10 protein-coding genes are annotated in these 23,434 nt (G+C 73.1%); 5 read left to right on the top strand and 5 right to left on the bottom strand.

Features of this window, described 5'->3' with window-relative positions:
• Positions 1-59: 59 nt before the first annotated feature.
• Together ABZX85_RS18005 and ABZX85_RS18010 are read right to left on the bottom strand one after the other, a co-directional pair.
• Positions 60-803, bottom strand: coding sequence for an alpha/beta fold hydrolase (locus ABZX85_RS18005; RefSeq protein ID WP_355868893.1), 744 nt, complete (start codon positions 801-803; stop codon positions 60-62).
• Positions 800-2,977 (bottom strand): alpha/beta fold hydrolase, encoded by a 2,178-nt coding sequence (locus tag ABZX85_RS18010; RefSeq protein WP_355868896.1) that lies wholly within the window; start codon positions 2,975-2,977, stop codon positions 800-802. The genes ABZX85_RS18005 and ABZX85_RS18010 overlap by 4 nt, the downstream gene beginning before the upstream one ends.
• A 271-nt stretch (positions 2,978-3,248) precedes the next feature.
• Here ABZX85_RS18010 and ABZX85_RS18015 point away from each other — a divergent pair, with 271 nt between their 5' ends.
• From ABZX85_RS18015 to ABZX85_RS18035, 5 genes are all read left to right on the top strand, one after another.
• Positions 3,249-4,490: an acyl-CoA dehydrogenase family protein gene (locus ABZX85_RS18015; protein WP_355868899.1), complete on the top strand. Its 1,242-nt coding sequence runs from the start codon at positions 3,249-3,251 to the stop codon at positions 4,488-4,490.
• A gap of 55 nt (positions 4,491-4,545) precedes the next feature.
• Positions 4,546-6,117, top strand: coding sequence for an aminotransferase class III-fold pyridoxal phosphate-dependent enzyme (locus ABZX85_RS18020; RefSeq protein WP_355868901.1), 1,572 nt, complete (start codon positions 4,546-4,548; stop codon positions 6,115-6,117).
• Complete coding sequence (locus ABZX85_RS18025) at positions 6,114-7,670, top strand: acyl-CoA carboxylase subunit beta (RefSeq protein WP_355868904.1); 1,557 nt, start codon at positions 6,114-6,116, stop codon at positions 7,668-7,670. Before ABZX85_RS18020 ends, ABZX85_RS18025 begins: the two co-directional genes overlap by 4 nt.
• A 24-nt stretch (positions 7,671-7,694) precedes the next feature.
• A complete protein-coding gene (locus ABZX85_RS18030) occupies positions 7,695-9,311 on the top strand; it encodes an FAD-binding protein (protein ID WP_355868907.1) in 1,617 nt (538 codons plus the stop codon).
• Between the two features lie 154 nt (positions 9,312-9,465).
• Complete coding sequence (locus ABZX85_RS18035; RefSeq protein ID WP_355868910.1) at positions 9,466-11,070, top strand: MFS transporter; 1,605 nt, start codon at positions 9,466-9,468, stop codon at positions 11,068-11,070.
• Between the two features lie 114 nt (positions 11,071-11,184).
• Here ABZX85_RS18035 and ABZX85_RS18040 read toward each other — a convergent pair whose 3' ends face one another.
• From ABZX85_RS18040 to ABZX85_RS18050, 3 genes are all read right to left on the bottom strand, one after another.
• Positions 11,185-11,793 (bottom strand): NAD(P)H oxidoreductase, encoded by a 609-nt coding sequence (locus ABZX85_RS18040; RefSeq protein WP_355868913.1) that lies wholly within the window; start codon positions 11,791-11,793, stop codon positions 11,185-11,187.
• Between the two features lie 63 nt (positions 11,794-11,856).
• Positions 11,857-18,138, bottom strand: coding sequence for a thioester reductase domain-containing protein (locus ABZX85_RS18045; protein ID WP_355868916.1), 6,282 nt, complete (start codon positions 18,136-18,138; stop codon positions 11,857-11,859).
• 37 nt (positions 18,139-18,175) lie between these two features.
• Positions 18,176-23,386, bottom strand: coding sequence for a type I polyketide synthase (locus tag ABZX85_RS18050; protein WP_355868919.1), 5,211 nt, complete (start codon positions 23,384-23,386; stop codon positions 18,176-18,178).
• Positions 23,387-23,434: the final 48 nt, after the last annotated feature.

A 23,434-nucleotide genomic window follows, 5' to 3' on the forward strand; every position in this document is an offset into this window, starting at 1 on the left:
CCGGGACGAAAGCCCTCCGGCCCCACCGCGTCGGCGGTGGGGCCGGAGGGCTTCGGCGGTCAGCCCGGCAGCCCCGCCGAGACGACCTTCGCCACCGCGTCCACCTGGCGGTCCAGATAGAAGTGACCGCCCTCGAACACCTCCAGCGCGAACCCCGCGCTCGTCCGCTCCCGCCACGCCCGCGCCTCGTCCACGGTGACGACCGGATCGGCGTCCCCCACCAGCACCGTCAACGGCACCGGCAGCGGACCGCCCGGCGCCGACCGGTACCGGGCGAGGGCACCGTAGTCGGCGCGCAGCGCGGGCAGCACCATCGCGAGCAGCTCCGGATCGTCGAGCACCCCGGCACCCGCCGCCGCGCCGAGCTTCCGCACCGCCGCGAGGATCTCGGCGTCACCGTCGAGCCGGTCGTGCGGACTCGGCACCGGCCCCGGCGCCCCGCGCCCCGACAGGAACAGCCGCCCCGGACCGGGCAGTCCCCGGCCCAGCAGCAGCCGCGCCGTCTCGTACGCGACGACCGCCCCCATGCTGTGCCCGAAGAAGGCGTACGGCCGCCCGGTCAGCGGCGCGCACGCGTCCGCGACCCGCCCCGCCAGCTCCTCGATGCCCCGCGCCGGCGCCTCGTGCCGCCGGTCCTGGCGCCCCGGGTACTGCACGGCCAGCACCTCGGGGCCGGCCGCCCCCTCGAAGGCCCGCGACAGCGCCAGGAACGCGGACGCCGACGCCCCCGCGTGCGGGAGACACACCAGCAGGGGAGCCCTGTCACGGACCGGGCCGAACCTCCGCAGCCACGTCCCGTTCACGCGGACTCCGCGCCGATCACCCCGAGGATCTCCTCGGCGACCAGCCCCGGCACCTCCTGCGGCTGCCAGTGCGACACCCCCTTCAGCGTGACCAGCCGGTACGGCCCCGACACGTACGCGCCGGTCGACTCCGCCGCCAGCGTGCTCACCGACGCGTCCTCCTCGCTCCACACGAACGTGGTCGGCACCCGCACCGTCCCGAACGCGCTGCGCCCGTCCAGCAGCGTGCCCGCCCGGTACCAGTTCAGCGCCGCGTGGAACGTCCCCGGCGTGGAGTGGAAGGCGAGATAGCGGGCCTGCTGCTCGGCGGTGAGCGCGTTGTCGGCGCCCGCGAGCAGCTCCCGCAGCCGCGCCGCGTCGTCCCCGAGCCAGTAATCGGTGGAGCCCTCCGCCGTGAGCAGCCCGATGTACGACGACGCCTCCTGCTGCTCCGCGTCCACCCGGTACGCCTCCTGGTAGGCGTCCAGGTGCGGGAACGCGACGGCCGTCAGCGTCCGTACCCGCTCCGGATGCCGGGCGGCGAGGTACCAGGCGACGATGGCCCCCCAGTCGTGCCCGACGACATGGGCGCGCGCCACCCCCAGCTCGTCCAGGATGCCGAGGACGTCCCCCGCGAGGAGCGGCAGCCGGTACTCCTCGACCGGCTCGGGGCGGGCCAGCGGGGAGTAGCCGCGCTGGTTCGGGGCGATCGTGCGCAGCCCCGCCCGGTGCAGCAGCGGGATCACGTCCGTCCACGACGCGAAGCAGTGCGGCCAGCCGTGCAGCAGGACCACCGCGTCGCCGCCGGCCGGACCGGACACCTCGACGTCGAACGTCAGGCCGCCCGTGGTGACCTGGACGACCTCCCGTGCGAAGACAGCCTCCTGCGGGAGCGCCGCCTCGACGAGCGCCGCGAACTCCGGGGCGGCCAGCGCCTCCGGGGAGTCGACCAGGCTCACCACCCGGGCGTAGGCCACGGCGACGTCGTCGCTCACCGACGCGGCGGCCGTCACCCGGCTCGCGGCCCGCTGGTCGGGGGCGTGCGGGTCGGTGAGCCCGAGACGGGCCCGGTCGGTGCTCAGCGCGATGCCCCACGGCACGTCGACGGCCTCGCGCGCCAGGTCGGCGAAGAACTCCGCCGCCCGCGCCTCGCCGGGCCGCGCCAGGTGGTCGCGCAGCACCGTCGCCCCGATCGCGGCGACCGTCATGCCCTGCGCGTACGTCGGGTTGAAGCTGCACACCGCGTCCCCGACGACCAGCAGCCCCTGCGGGAACGACGCCAGCCGCTCGTAGCGGTGACGCAGGTTCGCGGGGAACCGGTACGGCACCAGGTCGTCCAGCGGACGCCCCCGCAGCACCACCTCGTGGACGTCGGGCCGCGCCAGGGAGGCGAGGAACGCCGTGAACCCCTCCTCGTCGGTGGGCGGATGGTCGCCGTCCACGCCGTACGCCGTCACCACCGTCCGGCCGCCCTCCACCCGGGCGCACACCGCGCCGCGCGGCGACGCCGGGGAGGCGACCACGTGGATCGACAGGTCGTCGCCCATCACCTCGTCCGGGACGGCGTAGTGCCGGGTCGTGTAGCCGAGCCCCACCTTCGCCGACTCCTCCTCGACCGCCGGGTGCCCCCACCCGGTCAGCCACACCGGGGTACGGGAACCCCGGCCCGTCGCGTCGACCAGCAGATCGCTGTCCAGGGTGTGCCGGACGCCCTCGTCGTCGGTGACGACCACACCGGTCACCCGGCGACCGCCGTCGGCCACCACCGGCTCGACGACCTCGTGCCGCTCCAGCACCCGCACCCCGGGCAGCGCCGCGACCCTGGCCCGCACCCGGTTCTCCAGGAACGGACGGCTCGCCGACACCAGGTCCAGCCCCGAGCGGGGCTGCCGCATCGCCCGGCCCTCCAGCACCCACCGCACGTTCCCGGTGACGTCGCCGTACGCGGCGCCCGCCGCAGCGAACTCCCGGGTGATCCCCGGGAACAGCTCCTCGATGACCTGCTGACCCCGGGCCAGCAGCGCGTGCACATGCCGGCCCTGCGGCACCCGGCGGCGCGGCGCCCCGTCGTCCGTCAGCGTGTCCCGGTCGACGACCACGACCTCGGCGTACACGTCGGCGAGCACCCGCGCGGCGAACAGCCCCGCCATTCCCGCGCCGAGCACCACCGCTCGATTCCGCACTGAATTCACCACGACCTGCTCCTTAGTCCGGTCGGCACACCGGCCTGGAGAACGCGACGGATCTGCGCGGCGGCCGGGAAGAGAGACACCGGCGAAAAGGCGGAACGCGCGGCCGGTGGGGATTCGCACGCTAGTCGGCACAGGTCAGTTCCCGTCAACTCGCCGATAACCGGCCGCCCTCGCCCACCCCGCCCGCAGGCCATGACCGGACGGTGACCGGCCCCTGTGAACCGGCTCGTAGATTGCCTCTGCATTTCGGTCGCGGACGACAGGAGGGGCTCTCATGACACCGAATTCACCGGCCGCCCAGCAACAGGAACAGGAACAGGGACGCGAACAGGGACGGGAACCGGAGGGGGAAAGGGAAACGGCCACCGGCGCGGAACTCGTCGCCCGCGCGAACGCGCTCGTCCCCCTGCTGCGGTCGAACATCGCCCGCACCGAACACCTCGGCAACCCCGCCCCCGAGAACCTCGCCGCGCTCGCCGACGCCGGCCTGTTCCGCCTCACCACCCCGGCCCGCTACGGCGGACTCCACCCCAGCATGCGCACCCAGGTCCAGATCATCTCCGAGGTCGGCCGGGGCTGCGCCTCCACCGGCTGGATCGTCGCCAACCACGCCGCGTCCACCGAGTTCACCCTCGTCCTGCCCGACGAGGCCACCGAGGAGATCTTCGGCGACAACCCCGACGCGATCTTCCTGTCCGCGGGCTGCGCCCCCGACGCCCGCGCCGAACGCGTCCCCGGCGGACTGCGCGTCTCCGCCCGCGCCCCCTACGCCTCCGGCTGCGAGATCTCCGACTGGGCGCTCCTCATCGGGATTCCGCTTCATGAGGACGGCGAGGTCAGGGGCGCGGTCAACGCCCTCGTCGCCCTCACCGAGGCCAAGGTCGAACGGACCTGGGACGTCGCCGGAATGAGCGGCACCGGCACCCACGCCATGACCGTGACCGACGTGTTCGTCCCCGAGCGGCGCACGGTCGTCGTCGAGAAGGACAACCTCGACCGGCTGGAGGAACTCCTCTCCCCGAGCGAACTCGTCAAGGGCAACCTGCACTCGCTGTCGTCCCTCGTGGGCGCCGCCCACGGCGCCCTCGACCTGGTCCGCGCCTCCCTGGAGCGGGGCCGGCCCATCGTCTACTCCACCTACCGGCGCGCCGCCGACTCCCCGGCGATCCAGCAGGCGTTCACCGAGGCCACCCACCTCGTCGACACCGCCACCCTGCACATGCTGCACGTCGCCGACGAGTTCGACGCCCTCGCCCCCGGCACCGAACTCCCGCGCGTGGCCCGCGCCCGCGCCCGTATGCACTCCGCGTCCGCGCTGTCCCGGGCCCGCGAGGGGATGCAGAAACTCCTCGACGTCGCCGGCACCAGCGGCTTCGCCAACGCCAACGCGCTCCAGATGTACTGGCGCGACCTGGAGGTCGGCAGCCGGCACGCCATGCTCGGCCTCCCGATGATCCTGGAGGACTACGGCCGGGCGCTCCTGGACCTGGGCCCGACGATCACCCAGTACCACTGACCCGGGCCCCCACCCCATCCCGCTGAATCCCTCTGCCGGAGGAACCGACCGGACCATGGACGACACCGATCTCGCCGAACCCCACCTCCTCGCCTGGCTGGCCACCGTCGGCCTCGACGCCCACTACGTCCGCGCCGAGGGCGACCACCTCTACCGCCTCGACGACGAGGGCCGAGAGGTCGCCGTCGTCGACTTCGCGGGCGGCTACGGCTCCCTGCTCCTCGGCCACAACCACCCCGAACTCGTCGCCTGCGCACGGGAGATGCTCGACGGGCAGGCCCCCGTCCACGCCCAGTTCTCCCGCCACCCCTACGCCGGCCGGCTCGCCGCCGCGCTCGACACGATCGTGCGCCGGGAGACCGGGACGGACGAGACGTATTCGGCGGTCTTCGCCAACAGCGGCGCCGAGGCCGTCGAGGTGGCCGTCAAACACGCCGAACTCGACCGCGTCATGAAGGTGGCCGCCCTGCGCGAGGAGATCGCGGCCCACATCGAGACGGCGCGGGCGGCCGGGGTGGCGGGCACCGCGCATGTCGGCGAACAGGCCGTCACCGCCGCCGGCCTCGACCCCGCGACCACCGTCGACGTCGCCGCGCTGGCGGCCCGGATCGACCGGGTCAACGCCGAACGCGCGGCCACCCCGCCCCTGTTGCTCGCCCTGGACGGCGGCTTCCACGGCAAGCTCATGGGCAGCGTCCAGCTCACCCACAACACCGCCTACCGCACTCCCTTCGCGGCCCTCGGCGCCCCGGTGCGCTTCCTCGGCCCCGACGACGTCGCCGCCCTCCCGAAGATCTTCGACGAGGAACGCGTCGACCTCCTCGACCTCGCCGTCGAGGGCGCCGAGATCACCGTCGTCCACCGCCCCCTGCCGGTGTTCTGCGCCTTCGTCCTGGAGCCCGTGCAGGGCGAGGGCGGTATCCGGGTGCTGGACGCCCGCACCGCGGAACAGATCCAGACGGCGTGCGCGCACGTCGACTGCCCGATCGTCGTCGACGAGGTGCAGAGCGGCATGGGCCGCACCGGGACCTTCCTCGCCTCCTCCGCCGTCGGTCTGCGCGGCGACTACTACGCGCTCGCCAAGAGCCTCGGCGGCGGGCTCGCCAAGGCCGCCGTCATGCTGGCCCGCACCTCCCGCTACCGCCCCGAGTTCGAGCTCGTCCACAGCTCCACCTTCGCCAAGGACGTGTACTCCACGACCATCGCACTCAAGGTCCTCGAACTCCTGGAGGCCGACGGGGGAGCGGCCTACCGGCAGGCCGCCGAACGCGGCGCACACCTGCGCGCCACCCTGGAGTCGGTCCACCGGGACTACCCCGACGTCGTCACCGACGTCCGGGGACGCGGACTCATGCTCGGCCTCGAATTCCACGACCAGTCCGCCTCCGCCCTCCCCGGCGTCCGCGCGCACGCCCAGGCCGGCACCTTCGGCTACGCCGTCGCCGGCACCCTCCTCGAACGCCACCGGGTCCGGACCTTCCCGACCGCGAGCGCCCCCCACACGCTCCGCTTCGAGCCGTCGATCCACATCGGGGACGCCGAGATCGCCCAGCTCGAAGCCGGGCTGCGGGCCGTCTGCGCGGGCCTTCGGGCCCAGGACCCGGACGTGCTGGTGGACCACACATGACGACGGCGCCGAGCAGGGCGGTCGCCGAGCTGCACGAGATCCGTGCGCGTGCGGTGGCGGGTCCGAGCGAGAAGGCGACCGAGGCGCAGCACGCGAAGGGCAAGCTGACGGCCCGCGAGCGCATCGGGCTGCTGCTGGACCCGGGTTCCTTCCAGGAGGTCGAGCAGCTCCGTCGGCACCGGGCGGTCGGTTTCGGCCTGGAGGCGAAGAAGCCGTACACCGACGGTGTCATCACCGGCTGGGGCACGGTGGAGGGCCGCACGGTCTTCGTGTACGCGCACGACTTCCGGATCTTCGGCGGGGCGCTGGGCGAGGCGCACGCCACGAAGATCCACAAGATCATGGACATGGCCATCGCGGCGGGCGCGCCCCTGGTCTCCCTGAACGACGGTGCGGGCGCGCGTATCCAGGAGGGCGTCTCGGCGCTGGCCGGGTACGGCGGGATCTTCCAGCGCAACACGAAGGCGTCGGGGGTGATCCCGCAGATCTCGGTGATGCTGGGCCCGTGTGCGGGGGGTGCGGCCTACAGCCCCGCCCTCACCGACTTCGTGTTCATGGTCCGTGAGACGTCGCAGATGTTCATCACCGGCCCGGACGTCGTGAAGGCGGTCACGGGTGAGGAGATCACCCAGAACGGTCTGGGCGGCGCGGACGTCCACGCGGAGACCTCGGGTGTCTGCCACTTCGCGTACGACGACGAGGAGACCTGCATCGCGGAGGTCCGCTACCTCCTCTCGCTCCTCCCGCAGAACAACCGCGAGAACCCGCCGAGGACGGAGCCGGGCGACCCCGCCGACCGGCGCGGTGACAGGCTCCTCGACCTGGTCCCGGCGGACGGGAACCGGCCGTACGACATGACGGCGGTGATCGAGGAGATCGTCGACGACGGGGAGTACCTGGAGGTCCACGAGGGCTGGGCGCGGAACGTCGTCTGCGCGCTGGCCCGCCTGGACGGCCAGGTCGTCGGTGTCGTCGCCAACCAGCCCCAGACCCTCGCCGGTGTCCTCGACATCGAGGCGTCGGAGAAGGCCGCCCGCTTCGTCCAGATGTGCGACGCCTTCAACATTCCCCTCGTCACCCTCCTCGACGTCCCGGGCTTCCTCCCCGGCGTCGACCAGGAGCACGGCGGCATCATCCGGCACGGCGCGAAGCTGCTGTACGCGTACTGCAACGCGACCGTGCCCCGGATCTCGGTCGTGCTCCGCAAGGCGTACGGCGGCGCCTACATCGTCATGGACAGCCAGTCCATCGGCGCGGACCTCACCTACGCCTGGCCCACCAACGAGATCGCCGTCATGGGTGCCGAGGGCGCCGCGAACGTCGTCTTCCGGCGTCAGATCGCCGGCGCCGAGGACCCCGAGGCGATGCGCGTGCGCATGGTCAAGGAGTACAAGGCCGAGCTGATGCACCCGTACTACGCGGCGGAGCGCGGCCTCGTCGACGACGTGATCGACCCCGCGGAGACCCGCGAGGTCCTGATCAAGTCCCTTCAGATGCTGCACTCCAAGCACGCCGACCTGCCGTCCCGCAAGCACGGCAACCCCCCGCAGTAGACCCGTCCCGGAGGTAACCGAACCATGTCCGCAGTTCCACGCCGTTCCCTCATAGGAGGCGCCGCGGCGGCCGGCGGAGCCCTCGTGCTGCCCGTCGCCGCCCCCGCCCGCGCCGCCGCCCCGGGCCCGGCCGCGACCCCGGCCGCTGTGACCGACGCGCCCCGCGTCCTGCCCTCCGACCCCCGTTACCCCGGTCTGGTCTCCGGGGCCAACCAGCGCTGGGTCGGCCGCCCCGACGTCGTACGGCTCGTCGGCAGTACCGAGGAGACGGTGCGGGCCGTGCAGGAGGCCGTCGACAAGGGGCTGCGGATCGCCGTGCGCAGCGGGGGGCACTGCAACGAGCCGTTCGTGAGCGATCCGGCGGTGCGGGTCGTCATCGACATGTCCGGCATGAACGCGATCACCTACGACGCCGCCCGGCGGGCCGTCGCGGTCGAGTCCGGCGCGCTGCTCGGCTCCGTGTACCGCACGCTGTACAAGCGCTGGGGGGTCGTGCTGCCCGGCGGGACCTGTCCGACGGTCGGCGCGGGCGGGCACATCGCGGGCGGCGGGTACGGCGCCCTGTCGCGCTCGCGCGGTCTGACCGTGGACCACCTGTACGCCGTGGAGGTCGTCACCGTCGGCGCGGACGGCCGGGCGCGTGCCGTCGTCGCCACCCGGGACGCCGGCGATCTGCACCGCGAGCTGTGGTGGGCGCACACGGGCGGGGGCGGCGGCAACTTCGGCGTCGTCACCCGGTACTGGCTGCGCTCGCCCGGCGCGCAGGGCACCGACCCGGCCGGGCTGCTGCCGCGGGCCCCCTCCGAGGTGCTGCTCTCCGACGTCGTCTGGTCCTGGGACGGGCTGGACGAACGGGGGTTCACCCGGCTGATCGCCAACTACGACGCCTGGTTCGCCCGCAACTCGGGGCCCGGCTCGCCCGGCCGGGGACTGTACAGCCAGCTGAAGGTGCAGCACCGGGTCGCCGGGTCCTTCCACATGTGCACGCAGGTCGACGCGCCCGCCGCCGAGGCCGAGCGGGTCCTCGACGACTTCCTCGCCGCCGTCGCCGAGGGCACCGGCGCCGGCTATCGGGTCACCGACCGCACCCGGGCGCCCTGGATGTACGCGGTGACGCAGTGGTTCGGGTTCGTCGAGGCGGCCATGCCCCGCTGGAAGGCCAAGTCGGCGTACGTGCGCGGGCTCATGCCGGCCGAGCAGCTGAAGGCGATGTACCGGCAGCTGACCCGCTCCGACTACGACAACCCCGTCGCCCTGATCAACTTCGTCAGCTACGGCGGACGGATCAACGACGTCGCCCCCGACGCGACCGCCACCGCCCAGCGCGACTGCCACCTCAAGCTCCTGTACGTCAGCCTGTGGACCGACACCACCGACGACGCCCGGCATGAGAAGTGGGTGCGCGAGTGCTACGCGGACGTCTACGCGACGACCGGGGGAGTGCCGCGCACGGACGGCGTCAACGACGGCTGCTACATCAACTACGCGGACGCCGACCTCGCCGACCCGGCCCTGAACTCCTCCGGCGTCCCCTGGCACCAGCTGTACTTCAAGGACAACTACGCCCGGCTGCGGCAGGTCAAGAAGGACTGGGACCCGCGTGACCTCTTCCGGCACGCGCTGGGTGTCCGCCCCGCGTGAGAGCCCCGCGACGGGCCGATTCCGGCCGCCGCTTCTTTGGCCGGAAAACGCTGCCCCGGCCGGGAAGAACGGGGTCCGGCAAGGGTGTTGAGCGGTTGGTGGCCGCCCTCAGGGCGCCACCTTCCTGAAAAAACATAGAAGGAAGGATTTTTTTATGTCGTCGAGTCCTGCTCCGGAGCAGGCACCGCGCGCCGGGGCGCGGCAGTGGTTCGGCCTCTGGATTCTGCTGTTCCCGGTCGCGCTGATGACGGTGGACCTCGGAGTCCTGTGGCTGGCCACCCCGTCCATGACGGCCGACCTCCAGCCGTCGAGCTCCCAGTTGCTGTGGACCACCGACATCTACGGGTTCATGACCTGCGGATTCCTGATCGTCATGGGGACGCTGGGCGACCGGCTCGGGCGGCGCAGACTGCTCGTCCTCGGCTCGCTCGGGGTTGTCGTCTCCTCGCTGCTCGCCGCCTACGCGACCGGGCCCGAGATGCTGATCGCCGCGCGCGCCCTGCTGGGCGTGGCGGGCGCGGCCGTCCTGCCGTCGACGCTCTCCCTGATCATCCACATGTTCGCCGACGCCAAGCAGCGCGCCACCGCGATCGCCATGTGGGTGACCGCCCTGTCCGCGGGCATCGCCATCGGCCCCGTCATCGGCGGGGTCCTGCTGGAGCACTTCTGGTGGGGGTCGGTGTTCCTGGTGGGCGTGCCCGTCATGGTGCTCGCCCTGCCGCCGATCCTGCTCCTCGTGCCCGAGTACCGGGACCCGAACCCCGGCCGCTTCGACCTGGTCAGCGTCGCGTTCTTCCTCCTCGGCATCCTCCCGGCGGTGTACGCCGTCAAGAAGTTCGCGGAGGACGGCTGGAGCGTCGGCCACCTGGCCGCCGCGGTCGTCGGCGTCGTCTTCGCGGTGCTGTTCGTCACCCGCCAGCGCACCCTGGAGGCGCCCCTGCTGGACATGGCGCTCTTCCGCGACCGGGTCTTCACCGGCGCCCTGCTGACGCTGCTGCTCGGCATGATGGCGCTCAACGGTGTCGAGTACCTGATCCCGCAGTTCCTGCTCGTCGTGGGCGATCTGAGCCCGCTGGCGGCCGGACTGTGGCTGCTGCCCAGCGCGCTCGGCCTGGTCGTCGGCTCCCAGCTCACCCCGGTGCTGGCCCGCCGGACCCGGCCCGCGTTCGTCATCGCCGGCGGCACGGTCGTCACCCTCGTCGGGTTCTGGCTCACCGCCACCGCCCCCGCCGACGACTCCGGGGTCGTACCGACCGCGCTCGGCCTGACGGTCATCATGTTCGGCGTCGCCCCGATCAGCGTGCTCGGCACCAACCTCGCCGTGGGCGCCGCGCCCGCGGAGAAGGCGGGCGCCGCCGCCGGCGCCGGGCAGACCGCCTACGACCTGGGCCTCGCCCTGGGCATCGCCGTCACCGGGTCCGTGGCCGTCGCCGTCTACCGCGGCGAGATCGCCGACACGGTGCCCGCGGACGTGCCGGCCGGCGCCGCGGAGGCGGCCCGGGACACCGTCGGCGGGGCGAGCGCGGCGGCGCAGGGGCTGCCGGCCGAGGCCGGGGAGAAGCTCCTCGCCGTCGCCCGGGACGCCTTCACCTCCGGGCTGCACGCCACGGCGTGGGTCAGCGCGGGCTTCGCCCTCGCGACGACCGTCGTCGTCCTGGCCCTCCTGCGGCACATCCCGGCCATCGGCAGCGAGGAGCCCGCCCCGGAACCGGCCGCAGAGGAGGCCGAGGCGCTGCACAAGCCCGAGACGGTCCTCTGAACCACAGGCCCCGTACCCGGCCGGGCCACACCCCCCGGCCCGGCCCGTACGGGGCCGCTCCCCACCCCGGCCCGCGCTCCCCCTCCGGACGCGGGCCGGGGCGTACCCCTGCCGTCAGTCGAGGAACCCGCCCGCCACCCCGTCGACCGCCGTGAGGACGGCCGTCCGGATCTCCTGTGCCGGACGGTCCGAGACCGTGTCGTGGACCAGTTCCACCGCGATGTCCTTCAGCCCGCAGAACTGTGAGATCCCCACCCGCAGATGACGGTCGATCATCTCGTCGAGTCCCTGCTCCGCGTACGACGCCCGCGAGCCCCCGGCGAGCCCCAGCCACAGGACGCGCTTGGCGGCCAGCGGGGAGGGCTCGACCCCGTAGGCGAGGCCGTTGTTCCACACCCGGTCGATCCAGCCCTTGAGGATCGCCGGCACGTCGAACCACCAGACCGGGAAGACCAGGACGAGGGTGCCGGCCGCCTCGACCCGCGCGAAGTGCGCGTGCGTCTCGTCCGAGTACCGCTTGCCGGCGTCCGCCCAGTCCGGCTCGTCCGCCACGGGCATCCGCGGATCGAACCCCTCGGCGTGCAGATCCAGCACGTCGACCGTGTGCCCGCGCCGCTCCAGATGCTCGCGGAGCCGCGCCGCGGAGAGCGCCGTCAGCGAGTCGCCGCGCGGATGCGCCACGACGAGCAGGGCGTGCGGCGCGGGGGAACCGGTGAGAGACAAGAAAGTAGCTCCTTCTATGTTTTTCGCTCAGTGTTTCATGCGTCGCGTTTCACGCTTCGGGTGTCATGCGGGGTGGACCGGCGGAGCCGGGAAGTGCCCCACGCCGACGAAGAAACCGACGTACCGGTCGAAGAGTTCGTCCGTCAGCGGTGGGCGGACCACTCCGGAACCGGCCAGCGCCGCGTCCGTCTCGGACGTGTCGATCGGCGGATAGAAGCCGTCCGTGTCCGACGTCATCATCTCGAACGCGTGCAGCAGCGGCCGGAGCGCGTTGTCCCGGTCGGACCGCACCCGCTCGCACCACGCCTCCCACTCCAGCTCGGCCAGCGGATACCCGGCCTCCCGCAACCGGCCGACACACCGGCCGAGATCGAGCGCACCGGGGTTGAACAGGTGGAACGTCCCGCCCACCGACTCCGCCCGCCGCGAGATCCCGAGGACCGCGCCGCTGACGTAGTCGACCGGCAGCAGATGGAACCGCCCGCCCACCCCGGCCGGCACCGCCCCCGCCTGGAGCATCCCCTTCAGGCTCAGCCACACGAAGTCCCGCGTCTGGCACGCCCCGTTGAGGGTGTCGCCCGAGATCACGTCCACCCGGTACACGGAGACCGGCAGCCCCCGCCCCCGCGCCTCCTCGACACTGCGCTCGGCCACCCACTTGCTCTGGAGATACCCGCTGGGAAGCGCCTCCGCCGGACCCGTCGGATCGGTCACCCTCAACGGCACCCCCGGCTCCCGAGCCCCGTCGAAGACCCCGACCGTCGACACGTAGTGCACGGGAACCGTCCGGTGCCGGGCCGCCAGCCGCAGCACCTCGTGCGTCCCGCCGACGTTCGCGGCCCGCAGCACCGGGTACGGGTGCAGCCAGTGCACCCGGGCCCCGTTGTGATAGACCACGTCGACCGTCCGCGCGAGCGTCTCGAACCGTTCCTCGGACAACCCGAGCCGCTCCTCCGCCAGATCACCCGTCTCGACCACGATCCGCTCCCCGGCGGACTCCTCCCACACCCCGTACCACTCCAGGTTGGCCCGCAGCCGGGCCAGCGCCTCGCCCTCGTCCGCGCCCCGCACCAGGCAGTGCACGGTCGCCGAGGTCGTCCGCAGCAGGTCACGCAGGAGGAACGCGCCGAGGAAGCCCGTCGCCCCCGTCAGCAGCACCCGCCCCGGGTCCACGCCGGTCCCCGGTGTCCCGCCCGCCGGGCGGATGTCCTCGGGGAGCCGGGCGTCACCCTCGAAGTCGACGGCCCGCCCGGCACCGGAGCCATCCGGCACCTCGCCCAGCACCTCCCGCAGCACCCGCGCGGCCAGCGTCGCCGGCGTCGGATGGTCGAAGACCACGGTCGCGGGCAGCGGACCCCCGGCCAGCACCGCCAGCCGGTCCCGCAGCTCCACCGAGGTCAGCGAGTCGAAACCCAGCTCGGTCAACGGCCGCCCCGGATCGATCGCCGACGTGTCCCGATGCCCGAGCACCTCCGCGATCCGGCCGAGGACCGCCTCCAGCGCCACCCCCTCCCGCTCCTCCTCGGCCAGCCCCGCGAACCGCTCCGCCAGCCCCCGCGCCCCCGCCTCCGCGAGAGCCGCCCGCCGCACGGACACCCCGGCCAGCCCCGCGAGGACCGCCGGAACCCGCTCCGGCTGTTCCCGCAGCGCCGCGAGGTCCACCGGAGTCGCCACGACATCCGCCCGGCCCGTCGCCAGCGCCGCGTCCAGCAGCGCCGGACCACCGCCCTGCGGCACGGGCCGGAAGCCGCTGCGGGCGATCCGCCGCAGATCGGCCGCGCCGAGATGCCCGCTCATCCCGCCCTCCTGCTCCCACAGCCCCCAGGCGACCGACGTCGCCGGCAGCCCCAGGTCGTGACGGCGCCCGGCGAGCCCGTCCAGGAACCCGTTGGCCGCCGCGTAGTTCGCCTGGCCCGCCCCGCCGACCACCGCCGCGATCGACGAGAACAGCACGAACGCCGTCAGCGGCTGCTCGCGCGTCAGCTCGTGCAGATGCCAGGCCGCGTCCGCCTTCGGCCGCAGGACCGCGTCCAGCCGCCGCGGTGTCAGCGAGGCCAGCAGACCGTCGTCCAGGACACCCGCCGCATGGACGACACCGGTGAGCGGACGGTCCCGGGTGGCCTCCGCCAGCAGCGCGGCGAGGGCCTCCCGGTCCGCCGTGTCACAGGCCACCACCCGGACCCGGGCCCCCGACTCCGCCAGCTCCTCCACCAGCCGGGCCGCGCCAGGGGCGTCGGGGCCGCGCCGGCTCGTCAACAGCAGGTGCCGTACGCCGTGTTCGGCGACGAGATGACGGGCGAACACCGCGCCCAGGCTGCCGGTGCCGCCCGTGATCAGGACGGTGCCGGAGGGGTCCCAGACGGCTCCCGGGGTGGCCGCGGGCGGGGTGTGGCGGAGCCGGGGGACGAGGAACCTGCCCTCACGCAGGGCGACTTGGGGCAGACCGGAGCCGACGACGGCCGCCAGACGGGCGAGCGCGTCGGCGGGCCGGTCGGCGTCCACGAGGTGGAGGCGGCCCGGCGCCTCGGTCTGCGCGGACCGCACCAGGCCCCGCACCGCCGCCTGTACGGGATCGGAGTCCGCGCCGGCGGTGACCACGACCAACGGCACCTTGCTCAGCCGCTCGTCCGCGAGCCAGTCGCGCACCACGTCCAGCGTGTCCCGCAGGGCGGCGTGCACCGCGACGACCGGCGACTCTGGTGACCCTTGTGGTGCGGGTGCCCCCGGCCCTTCTGTCTCCGGGCGGTGCACGGCGAACGCCAACTCCCGCCCCGCCGCGACCGTTTCACCCACCTCCCGCACACTGCCGAGCCCTGCGCTCCCCAACACACCCCACGGCACCTCGGGCACATCCGCCACCGCCACCGGCACCCACTCGACATGGAACAGCGCCTCGTACGGCCGCCGCGCGGACACCGCCCCGCCCGGCACCGCACCCGCCGACACCGTACGGACCTCCGCGACCGGCTCCCCGCCCGCGTCCACGAGCCGCACCCGGCCCGCCCCGGTGACATGCGCGCGCACCACCGACGCCCCCGTCGCGAACAGCCGCACCCCGGACCACTCGACCACCCCGGCACCCGGCGCGGACAGCGGCCGGACCGCCGCGTCCAGCAGCGCCGGATGCAGCAGGAACCCGCTCTCCTCCCGCTCGGACGGCAGCCGCAGCTCGGCGAACCACTCGCCCTCCCGCCGCCAGGCGGCGACCCCGGCGGAGCCGAAGAGCGCCTCCGTCTCCTCCCGGGCGAGGCTCTCCGCATCGGCCGGAGGCCACGCGGCGAGGTCGAACTCGGCGCGGACCGGGGTGGCGCTGAGCGTTCCGCGCGCGTGTTCGGCCCAGGGGGCGTCCGGGTCGTCGGACCTGCTGTGCACGGTCACCGTGCGGCGGGTCGCGGTGTCGGCGGGGCCGACCTCGACCCGGAGCTGTACGGCGCCGGTGTCCGGCACCGGGAGGGGGGCCGACACGGTCAGTTCGTCGAGCACCGACGCTCCGGCCTCGTCGCCGGCCCGCACGGTCAGCTCCGCCAGGGCCGCCGGAGGGATCACGTGTGTCTTGTGGACCTGGTGGCCGTCGAGCCAGGGGTGGGTGTGCAGGGACACCCGGGAGGTGAAGGAGACCGTGTCGCCTTCGGCGGAGCGGAGGGCCGCGCCGAGCAAGGGGTGGCCGGTCGGGCGTCCTTGGCCGGCTTGGAGCGCTGTGGTGGTGGCTGTGGTTGTCGGGTCCAGCCAGTAACGGTCGCGTTGGAAGGGGTAGGTGGGGAGGTCGACGGTTGTGGCGTGGGGGAGGAGCGGGTGCCAGTCGACGGGGGTTCCGGTGGTGTGGAGGGTGGCGTAGAGGGACTGGGGTTCGGGTTGGTTCTTGCGGAGGAGGGGGATCGCGGTGGGGAAGGTGGGGGTGGGGCCGAGTTCGAGGGTGGTGGTGACGCCTTGGGAGTGGAGGGTGGTGAGGGCTTGGTGGAAGCGGACGGTGCCTCGGAGTTGGTCGGTCCAGTAGTCGGGGGTGGTGAGGTCGGTGACGGTTCCGGTGAGGGTGGAGATGATGGGGATTTGTGGCTGATGGAACGTCAACTTCGCTGCCGCCGAGCGGAATTCGTCGAGGATCGGGTCCATGTGGGGGGAGTGGAAGGCGTGGCTGACGTTGAGGGCGCGGGTGCGGACGCCGCGTGCCTTCCAGAGTCCGGCCACTTCGCGGGCCGCTTCGGGGTCTCCGGAGACGACGGTGGAGGTGGGGCCGTTGACGGCGGCGATGGTGAGGTTGCCGGTGAGGGTGGGGGTGACGGCTTCCGCCGGTGCCTGGATGGCGATCATGGCGCCGCCTGCGGGGGCTTGGTGCATGAGGCGGGCGCGGGTGGTGACGAGGGTGGCGGCGTCGGTGAGGTCGAGGACTCCGGCGAGGTGGGCTGCGGTGAGTTCGCCGATGGAGTGGCCGATGAGGAAGTCGGGTCGTAGGCCGTGGTGTTCGAGGAGTCGGTACAGCGCGGTCTGGAAGGCGAAGAGGGCGGGTTGGGTGTAAAGGGTCTGGTGGAGAAGGTCGTTGTCGGGTGCGAAGAGGATGTCGCTCTGGAGGCCGAGTGCTTCGCAGGCTTCGTCGAGAGCTGTCGCGAACACGGGGGAGTGGGCGTGGAGTTCGCGGCCCATGCCGTTGCGTTGTGAGCCTTGGCCAGTGAACAGGTAGGCGAGTGGGCCGTGTTGGGCGGTTCCCGTGACCAGCTGGGGGGAGTCCGTGGCGCCGGCGAGGGCGTCCAGGGACTTGAGGAGGCCGGCTCGGTCCTCGCCGAGGACGGCGGCGCGGTGGGGGTGGTGGGCGCGGGTGGTGGCCAGGGAGAGGGCGAGGTCCGTCGGGTGGAGGGTGGTGTGGTCGGTGAGGTGGCGGTGGAGCCGCTCGGCCTGGGCGCGGAGGGCCTGAGGGGTCCGGGCGGAGAGCAGGAGCGGCACCGGGCTCGGGGCCCGGTCCGGTGCCGGCTGCTGTGCGGCGGGTACGTGCTCCAGGATCACGTGCGCGTTGGTGCCGCTCACCCCGAACGCCGAGACGCCCGCGCGACGGGGGCGGTCGGTGTCGGGCCAGGGGCGGGGTTCGGTGAGGAGTTCGACGGCGCCGGAGGTCCAGTCGACGTGCGGGGTGGGCTCGGTGACGTGGAGGGTTCTGGGGAGGGCGCCGTGGCGCATGGCCTCGACCATCTTGATGACCCCGCCGACACCGGCCGCCGCGACCGTGTGACCGATGTTCGACTTGAGGGAGCCCAGGTAGAGGGGGGTGGCGCGGTGCCGTCCGTAGACCGACAGGAGGGCCTGGGCCTCGATGGGGTCGCCGAGGCGGGTGCCGGTGCCGTGGGCTTCCACGGCGTCGACGTCCGCCGGGGAGAGCCCGGCGTCGGTGAGGGCGGCTCGTATCACCCGCTCCTGCGAAGGCCCGTTCGGCGCGGTCAGCCCGTTCGAGGCACCGTCCTGGTTGACCGCCGAGCCGCGTACGACGGCCAGGACGCGGTGGCCGTTGCGGCGGGCGTCCGACAGTTTCTCGACCAGCAGCAGACCCACCCCCTCCGACCACGACGTGCCGTCCGCCCCGGCGGAGAAGGACTTGATGCGCCCGTCGGGAGCGAGCCCGCTCTGCCGGGAGAAGTCCACGAACCCGCCCGGGGTCGCCGTCACCGTAGCCCCGCCCGCCAGCGCGAGCGTCGACTCGCCCGAGCGCACCGACCGGACGGCCAGATGCAGCGCGACCAGCGACGAGGAACAGGCCGTGTCCACGGACACCGCCGGACCCTCAAGGCCGAAGGTGTAGGCGACCCGGCCCGACGCGACGCTGCTCAGCTTGCTGGTGAGCAGATACCCCTCGAACTCGGCGGGTCCTTCGAGCCCGAGATAGCTCTGCTCGATGACCCCGGTGAACACCCCCGTGGCCGTCCCCCGCAGCGTGGCCGGGTCGATGCCCGCCTGCTCGAAGGTTTCCCAGGCGGTTTCGAGGAGGAGGCGTTGTTGGGGGTCCATGGCGAGTGCTTCGCGGGGGGAGATGCCGAAGAACTCGGGGTCGAAGCGGTCGGCGTCGTGGAGGAAGCCGCCGTGGCGGGTGTACGACGTGCCGGGTGTCGTGGGGTCGGGGTCGTACAGCGACTCCAGGTCCCAGCCCCGGTTCGTGGGAAAGCCGGAGATCGCGTCGACACCGTCGTCGACCAGCCGCCACAGCTCCGCCGGCGAGCCCACCCCGCCCGGGAAACGACAGCCCATCCCGACGATCGCCACCGGCTCGGCCTCCGCCGACTCCAGCTCGGCGATCCGCCGATGGGCCTTCTTCAGGTCGACGGTGACCCGCTTGAGGTACTCGACCAGCTTCTCTTCGTTGGACATCGGGTTCCTGACTCTCCTCGGGCGGAACGCGGCCGGTTCAGGAACGGCCGAGTTCGTGGTCGATATAGCTGAAGAGCTCGTCCATCGACGCGCCGACGAACTCTTCCTCCGCGTCGGCGGTGTCCGGCACAGCCGCTCCCGTGCCCCGCTCGAAGCGCGACAGCACGGCCCGCAGCCGCAAGAAGACCTCCGGCCGGCCGGGAGCCTCCTCCGGCAGCACGGCCAACAGGCCCTCCAACTGGTCCAGTTCACTGAGGACGGCCTCGTGCGGCTCCGGGGCGCGCGGGGTCAGCAGCCCCGTCAGATGACCGGCGAGCGCCACCGGGTTCGGGTGGTCGAAGACCAGGGACGGCGGCAGCTTCAGACCGGTCGCCGCTTCGAGCCGGTTGCGGAGTTCGACGGCCGTCAGCGAGTCGAACCCCAACTCCTGGAAGGCGCGCCCGGGTTCGACACCGCCCGGCCCGGCGTGGCCGAGCACCGCCGCCGCCTCCGCGCCGACGAGCGCGAGCACCGCCTGCTCCCGCTCCACCGGGCCCGCCTCCGCCAGCCGCCGCGCGAGCAGGGCCGCCGGCGCCTCCCGCGACGGCACGGAACGCGCCGCGCCGGACCCACCCGGGTCCGTCAACGAGCGCAGCAGATCGGGGAGTTCGGTCCGGGACCGGAGCACGGCCAGGTCCAGCGGCAGCGCGAGCGGAGCGGCCTGCCCGCCGGAGACCGCCCGGTCGAACAGCGCGAGCCCGTCCGCCGACGTCACCGCACGGAACCCCTCCCGCGCCAGCCGCTCCAGATCCGCCCCGGAGTGCAGCCCGCCGCTCTCCCACAGCCCCCAGCCGATCGACGTCGCCGGCAGCCCCAGCTCGTGGCGGCGGCGGGCGAGTCCGTCGACGAACGCGTTGGCGGCGGCGTAGTTGGCCTGCCCGGGAGCGCCCAGTGCACCGGCCGCCGAGGAGAACAGGACGAACGCCGTCAGCGGCTGCTCGCGCGTCAGCTCGTGCAGATGCCAGGCCGCGTCCGCCTTCGGCCGCAGGACCGCGTCCAGTCGCTCGGGCGTCAGCGCCGACACGAGCCCGTTGTCGAGGACGCCCGCCGCGTGCACCACGCCGGTCAGCGGACGGTCGGCGGGGATCGCCGCGAGCACCTTCGCCAGCGCCGTACGGTCCGCAACGTCGCAGGCGGCGACGGTCACTTCGGCGCCGAGCGCCCGCAACTCTCTTACAGAGTCCGTCTCTTCGCCGCTTGAGGAGAGCAACAGCAGGTGGTGTATGCCGTGTTCGGTGAGCAGGTGGCGGGCGAACAAGGAACCGAGGGTGCCGGTACCGCCGGTGACGAGGACGGTGCCTTCGGGGTTCCAGGGGGTGGCCGTCGCGGGGGCGGGCGGGGTGGGTCGGAGGTGGGGGACGAGGAACGTGCCGTCGCGGAAGGTGACCTGGGGCAGGCCGGAGTGGATGGCGGCGGCCAGGTCGGGGTGGGTGGGGCGGTCGGTGTCGATGAGACGGAAGCGGTTCGGTGTCTCCGTCTGCGCGGTGCGGACCAGGCCCCACAGGGCGGAGTGGGCCAGGTCGGCGGTGGTGTCGGTGACCAGGACGAGGGGGGTGTCGTGGAGCCGGTCGTCCGCCAGCCAGGCGCGCAGCAGTCGCAGGGCCCGGTGGGTGGTGGCGTGCGTCGCCGGCACGGGGTCGGGGGCGGTGGTGGTCGGCCAGCGGAGCACCGCCGGGGCGGTGGGGTGGGAGGACGCGGCTGCCGTGAGGGCGGGGATGTCCTGCGCCGGGTCCAGGTCGGTCCAGGGCTTTGCAGAGGTGGGGAGTTCGGTGGGGTGGTGGACGAGGTGGAAGAGCGCGTCGCGGGGACCGGGCCCGGTGGCGGCGGCGAACCGGTCGTCCGGCACCTCCGTGAAGCCGATCGACGCGGCCGAGAGTACGGCCTTGCCGTCGGCGTCCGTGAGCACGAGCCGGAAACCGTCGTCGTCGACTCGGTCCGCCCGCACGGTCAGGGCCGTGGCCCCGGTGCTGTGCAGGCGTACTGCGCGCCAGCGGGTGGCGAGAGCTGTCCCGGCCCCGACCTTGTCCTCGGCCCCGGCCCTGTCCCCGGCTTGGGCGGCGGCCCCCCTTTCCGTCCTCGCCAGGCCGGACACCGCCGCGTCCAGCAGTGCCGGATGCAGCCCGTACTCACCCGCCTCCCCGAGCAGCCCGTCAGGCAGACGCACCTCGGTACCGGTGTCCTCGACACTCGCGAGGTCGTACGACACGACGCCGTAGCCGCCCTCGGCATGCACCGACCACGCCGCGTCCGGATGCGAGTCGTCCGGGCGGACATGCAGGGTCAACGCCCGCTCCCCGGCCGCGTCCTCGGCACCGATCCGCAACTGGAGCAGCACCTCGCCCTCCTCCGGCAGGACCAGCGGACCCGGCACGTCCAGCCGCGCCAGCCCGCCCGCGCCGACGAACTCCCCGACCTTGGCCACCGCCTCCACGACGGCCGACGCGGGCAGCACCGGTGCTCCGAGGACCCGGTGGTCGTCGAGCCAGGGGTGGCTGCGCAGCGAGACCCGGCCCGTGCACAGGATCTCGCCGGTGCCCGCCACGTTCACCGGTGTGCCGAGGAGCGGGTGTCCGCTCTCCTGCCTGGTCGGCAGGGGGCTCAGCCAGTGGCGGGTGCGCTGGAAGGGGTAGGTGGGGAGGGCGGCAGGGGTCGGTGGGTGGACGGGGACCGTGGTTCCGGTGGTGTGGAGGGTGGCGTAGAGGGATTGGGGTTCGGGTTGGTTTTTGCGGAGGAGGGGGGTGGCGGTGGGGAAGGTGGGGGTGGGACCTAGTTCGAGGGTGGTGGTGACGCCTTGGGTTTCCAGGGTGGTGAGGGCTTGGTGGAAGCGGACGGTGTTTCGGAGTTGGTCGGTCCAGTAGTCGGGGGTGGTGAGGTCGTCGGAGATTTTGCCGGTGAGGGTGGAGATGATGGGAATCTTGGGCTGATGGAACGTCAATTCCGATGCTACTGAACGAAATTCGTCCAACGCCGGGTTCATGTGGTGGGAGTGGAAGGCGTGGCTGACGTTCAAGCGGCTGGTGCGGGTGCCGCGTTCGGTCCAGAGAGCGGCCAATTCTTCGGCTGTGTCGGGGTCTCCGGAGATGACGACGGAGGTGGGGCCGTTGACGGCGGCGATGGTGACCCCGTCGCGGAGTGTCGCTGCCACGTCGTCTTCGGTGGCCTGGATGGCGATCATGGCGCCGCCTGAGGGGGCTTGGTGCATGAGGCGGGCGCGTGCGGTCACCAGGGCCGCGGCGTCTGTGAGGTCGAGGACTCCGGAGACGTGGGCTGCGGTGAGTTCACCGATCGAATGGCCGATCAGGAAGTCCGGTCGTAGGCCGTGGTGTTCGAGGAGTCGGTACAGCGCGGTCTGGAAGGCGAACAGGGCCGGCTGGGTGTAAAGGGTCTGGTGGAGAAGGGGGTTGTCCGCCGCGAACAGCATGTCCCGTTCGAGGCGGAGTGCTTCGCAGGCTTCGTCGAGGGCTGCGGCGAACACGGGGGAGTGGGCGTGGAGTTCGCGGCCCATGCCGTTGCGTTGTGAGCCTTGGCCGGTGAACAGGTAGGCGAGTGGGCCGTGTTGGGCGGTTCCGGTGAGGACGTGGGGGGACGGTCGGCCGTCTGCGAGGGCGTCGAGTCCGGTGAGGAGTTCTTCGGTGGTGGTGCCGGTGACGGCTGCGCGGTGGTTCCAGTGGGTGCGGGTGGTGGCGAGGGCGTGGCCGATGTGGGCCGGGTGGGTGTCGAGGTGGGTGCGTAGGCGGCTCGCCTGGGCGCGTAGGGCGGGGATGTCCCGTGCCGACAGGTACCAGGGGCCCGAAGGGGGTGTGTCGATGGGGGCGGGGGGCTCTTCGGGGGCGTAACTCTCGATCACCACATGGGCGTTGGTCCCGCCGAACCCGAAGGAGGAGACGGCGGCGCGGCGCGGGCGGTCGGGGGTGTCGGGCCAGGGGTGGGGTTCGGTGAGGAGGTGTACGGCGCCGGAGTCCCAGTCGACGAGGGGGGTGGGGGTGCCGACGTGGAGGGTCTTGGGGAGGGTGCCGTGGTGCATCGCCTGGACCATCTTGATGACGCCGCCGACGCCGGCCGCCGCCTGCGCGTGCCCGATGTTCGACTTCAACGAGCCCAGATACAGCGGGCGTTCACGGTCCTGCCCGTAGACCGACAGGAGGGCCTGGGCCTCGATGGGGTCGCCGAGGCGGGTGCCGGTGCCGTGGGCCTCCACGGCGTCGACGTCCGCCGGGGAGAGCCCGGCGTCGGTGAGGGCGGCTCGTATCACCCGCTCCTGCGAAGGCCCGTTCGGCGCGGTCAGCCCGTTCGAGGCACCGTCCTGGTTCACCGCCGAACCGCGCAGCACCGCCAGCACGGGATGCCCGTTGCGCAGGGCGTCCGAGAGACGCTCCACCAGCAGCAGCCCCACCCCCTCCGCCCACCCCGTCCCGTCGGCGTCCGCCGAGAACGACCGGCACCGGCCGTCGGCGGCCAGCCCGTTGAGGCGGGAGAACTCGGTGAAGGCCACCGGCGTCGACATGACCGTGGCGCCCCCGGCCAGCGCCAGCGCGCACTCGCCCCGGCGCAGCGCCCCCGCCGCGAGATGCAGGGCGACCAGGGACGAGGAGCAGGCGGTGTCGACGGCGACGGCGGGCCCCTCCAGGCCGTACACGTACGCCAGCCGGCCGGCGGCGATGGAGCCGGCGCTGCCGCTGAACAGGTACCCCTCGAAACCGTCCGGCGGCAGATGGGGCCGTGAGCCGTAGTCGTTGTACATGACCCCGGTGAACACCCCGGTGTCCGTGCCCCGGAGCGTCGCCGGGGTGATGCCGGCCCGTTCGAAGGTTTCCCAGGCGGTTTCGAGGAGGAGGCGTTGTTGGGGGTCCATGGCGAGTGCTTCGCGGGGGGAGATGCCGAAGAACTCGGGGTCGAAGCGGTCGGCGTCGTGGAGGAAGCCGCCGTGGCGGGTGTACGACGTGCCGGGTGTCGTGGGGTCCGGGTCGTACAGGGAGTCCAGGTCCCAGCCCCGGTCGGTCGGGAAGCCGGAGACGGCGTCCACCCCGTCGGCGACGAGCCGCCACAGGTCCTCCGGCGAGGCCACCCCGCCGGGGTAGCGGCAGGCCATGGAGACGACGGCGATGGGCTCGCGCGCCCGGTCCTCGGCCTCGCGCAGCAGCCGCCTGGCGTCCCTGGCGTCGGCGATGGCCTTCTTGAGGTACTCGCGCAGACGGGTTTCGTCAGCCACCTGAATTCAACTCCCCCTGGTCACAGAGCGATGGTCGATGGGTTCGGC

It is taken from the genome of Streptomyces sp. NPDC004539 (assembly GCF_040610055.1).
Lineage (GTDB): Bacteria > Actinomycetota > Actinomycetes > Streptomycetales > Streptomycetaceae > Streptomyces.

Excerpts from the sequence above, each read along its gene's own strand:
- ABZX85_RS18015 (WP_355868899.1), top strand. The coding sequence starts at position 3,249 with ATGACACCGAATTCACCGGCCGCCCAGCAACAGGAACAGGAACAGGGA.
- ABZX85_RS18020 (WP_355868901.1), top strand. The coding sequence starts at position 4,546 with ATGGACGACACCGATCTCGCCGAACCCCACCTCCTCGCCTGGCTGGCC.
- ABZX85_RS18025 (WP_355868904.1), top strand. The coding sequence starts at position 6,114 with ATGACGACGGCGCCGAGCAGGGCGGTCGCCGAGCTGCACGAGATCCGT.
- ABZX85_RS18030 (WP_355868907.1), top strand. The coding sequence starts at position 7,695 with ATGTCCGCAGTTCCACGCCGTTCCCTCATAGGAGGCGCCGCGGCGGCC.
- ABZX85_RS18035 (WP_355868910.1), top strand. The coding sequence starts at position 9,466 with ATGTCGTCGAGTCCTGCTCCGGAGCAGGCACCGCGCGCCGGGGCGCGG.
- ABZX85_RS18045 (WP_355868916.1), bottom strand. The coding sequence starts at position 18,138 with ATGTCCAACGAAGAGAAGCTGGTCGAGTACCTCAAGCGGGTCACCGTC.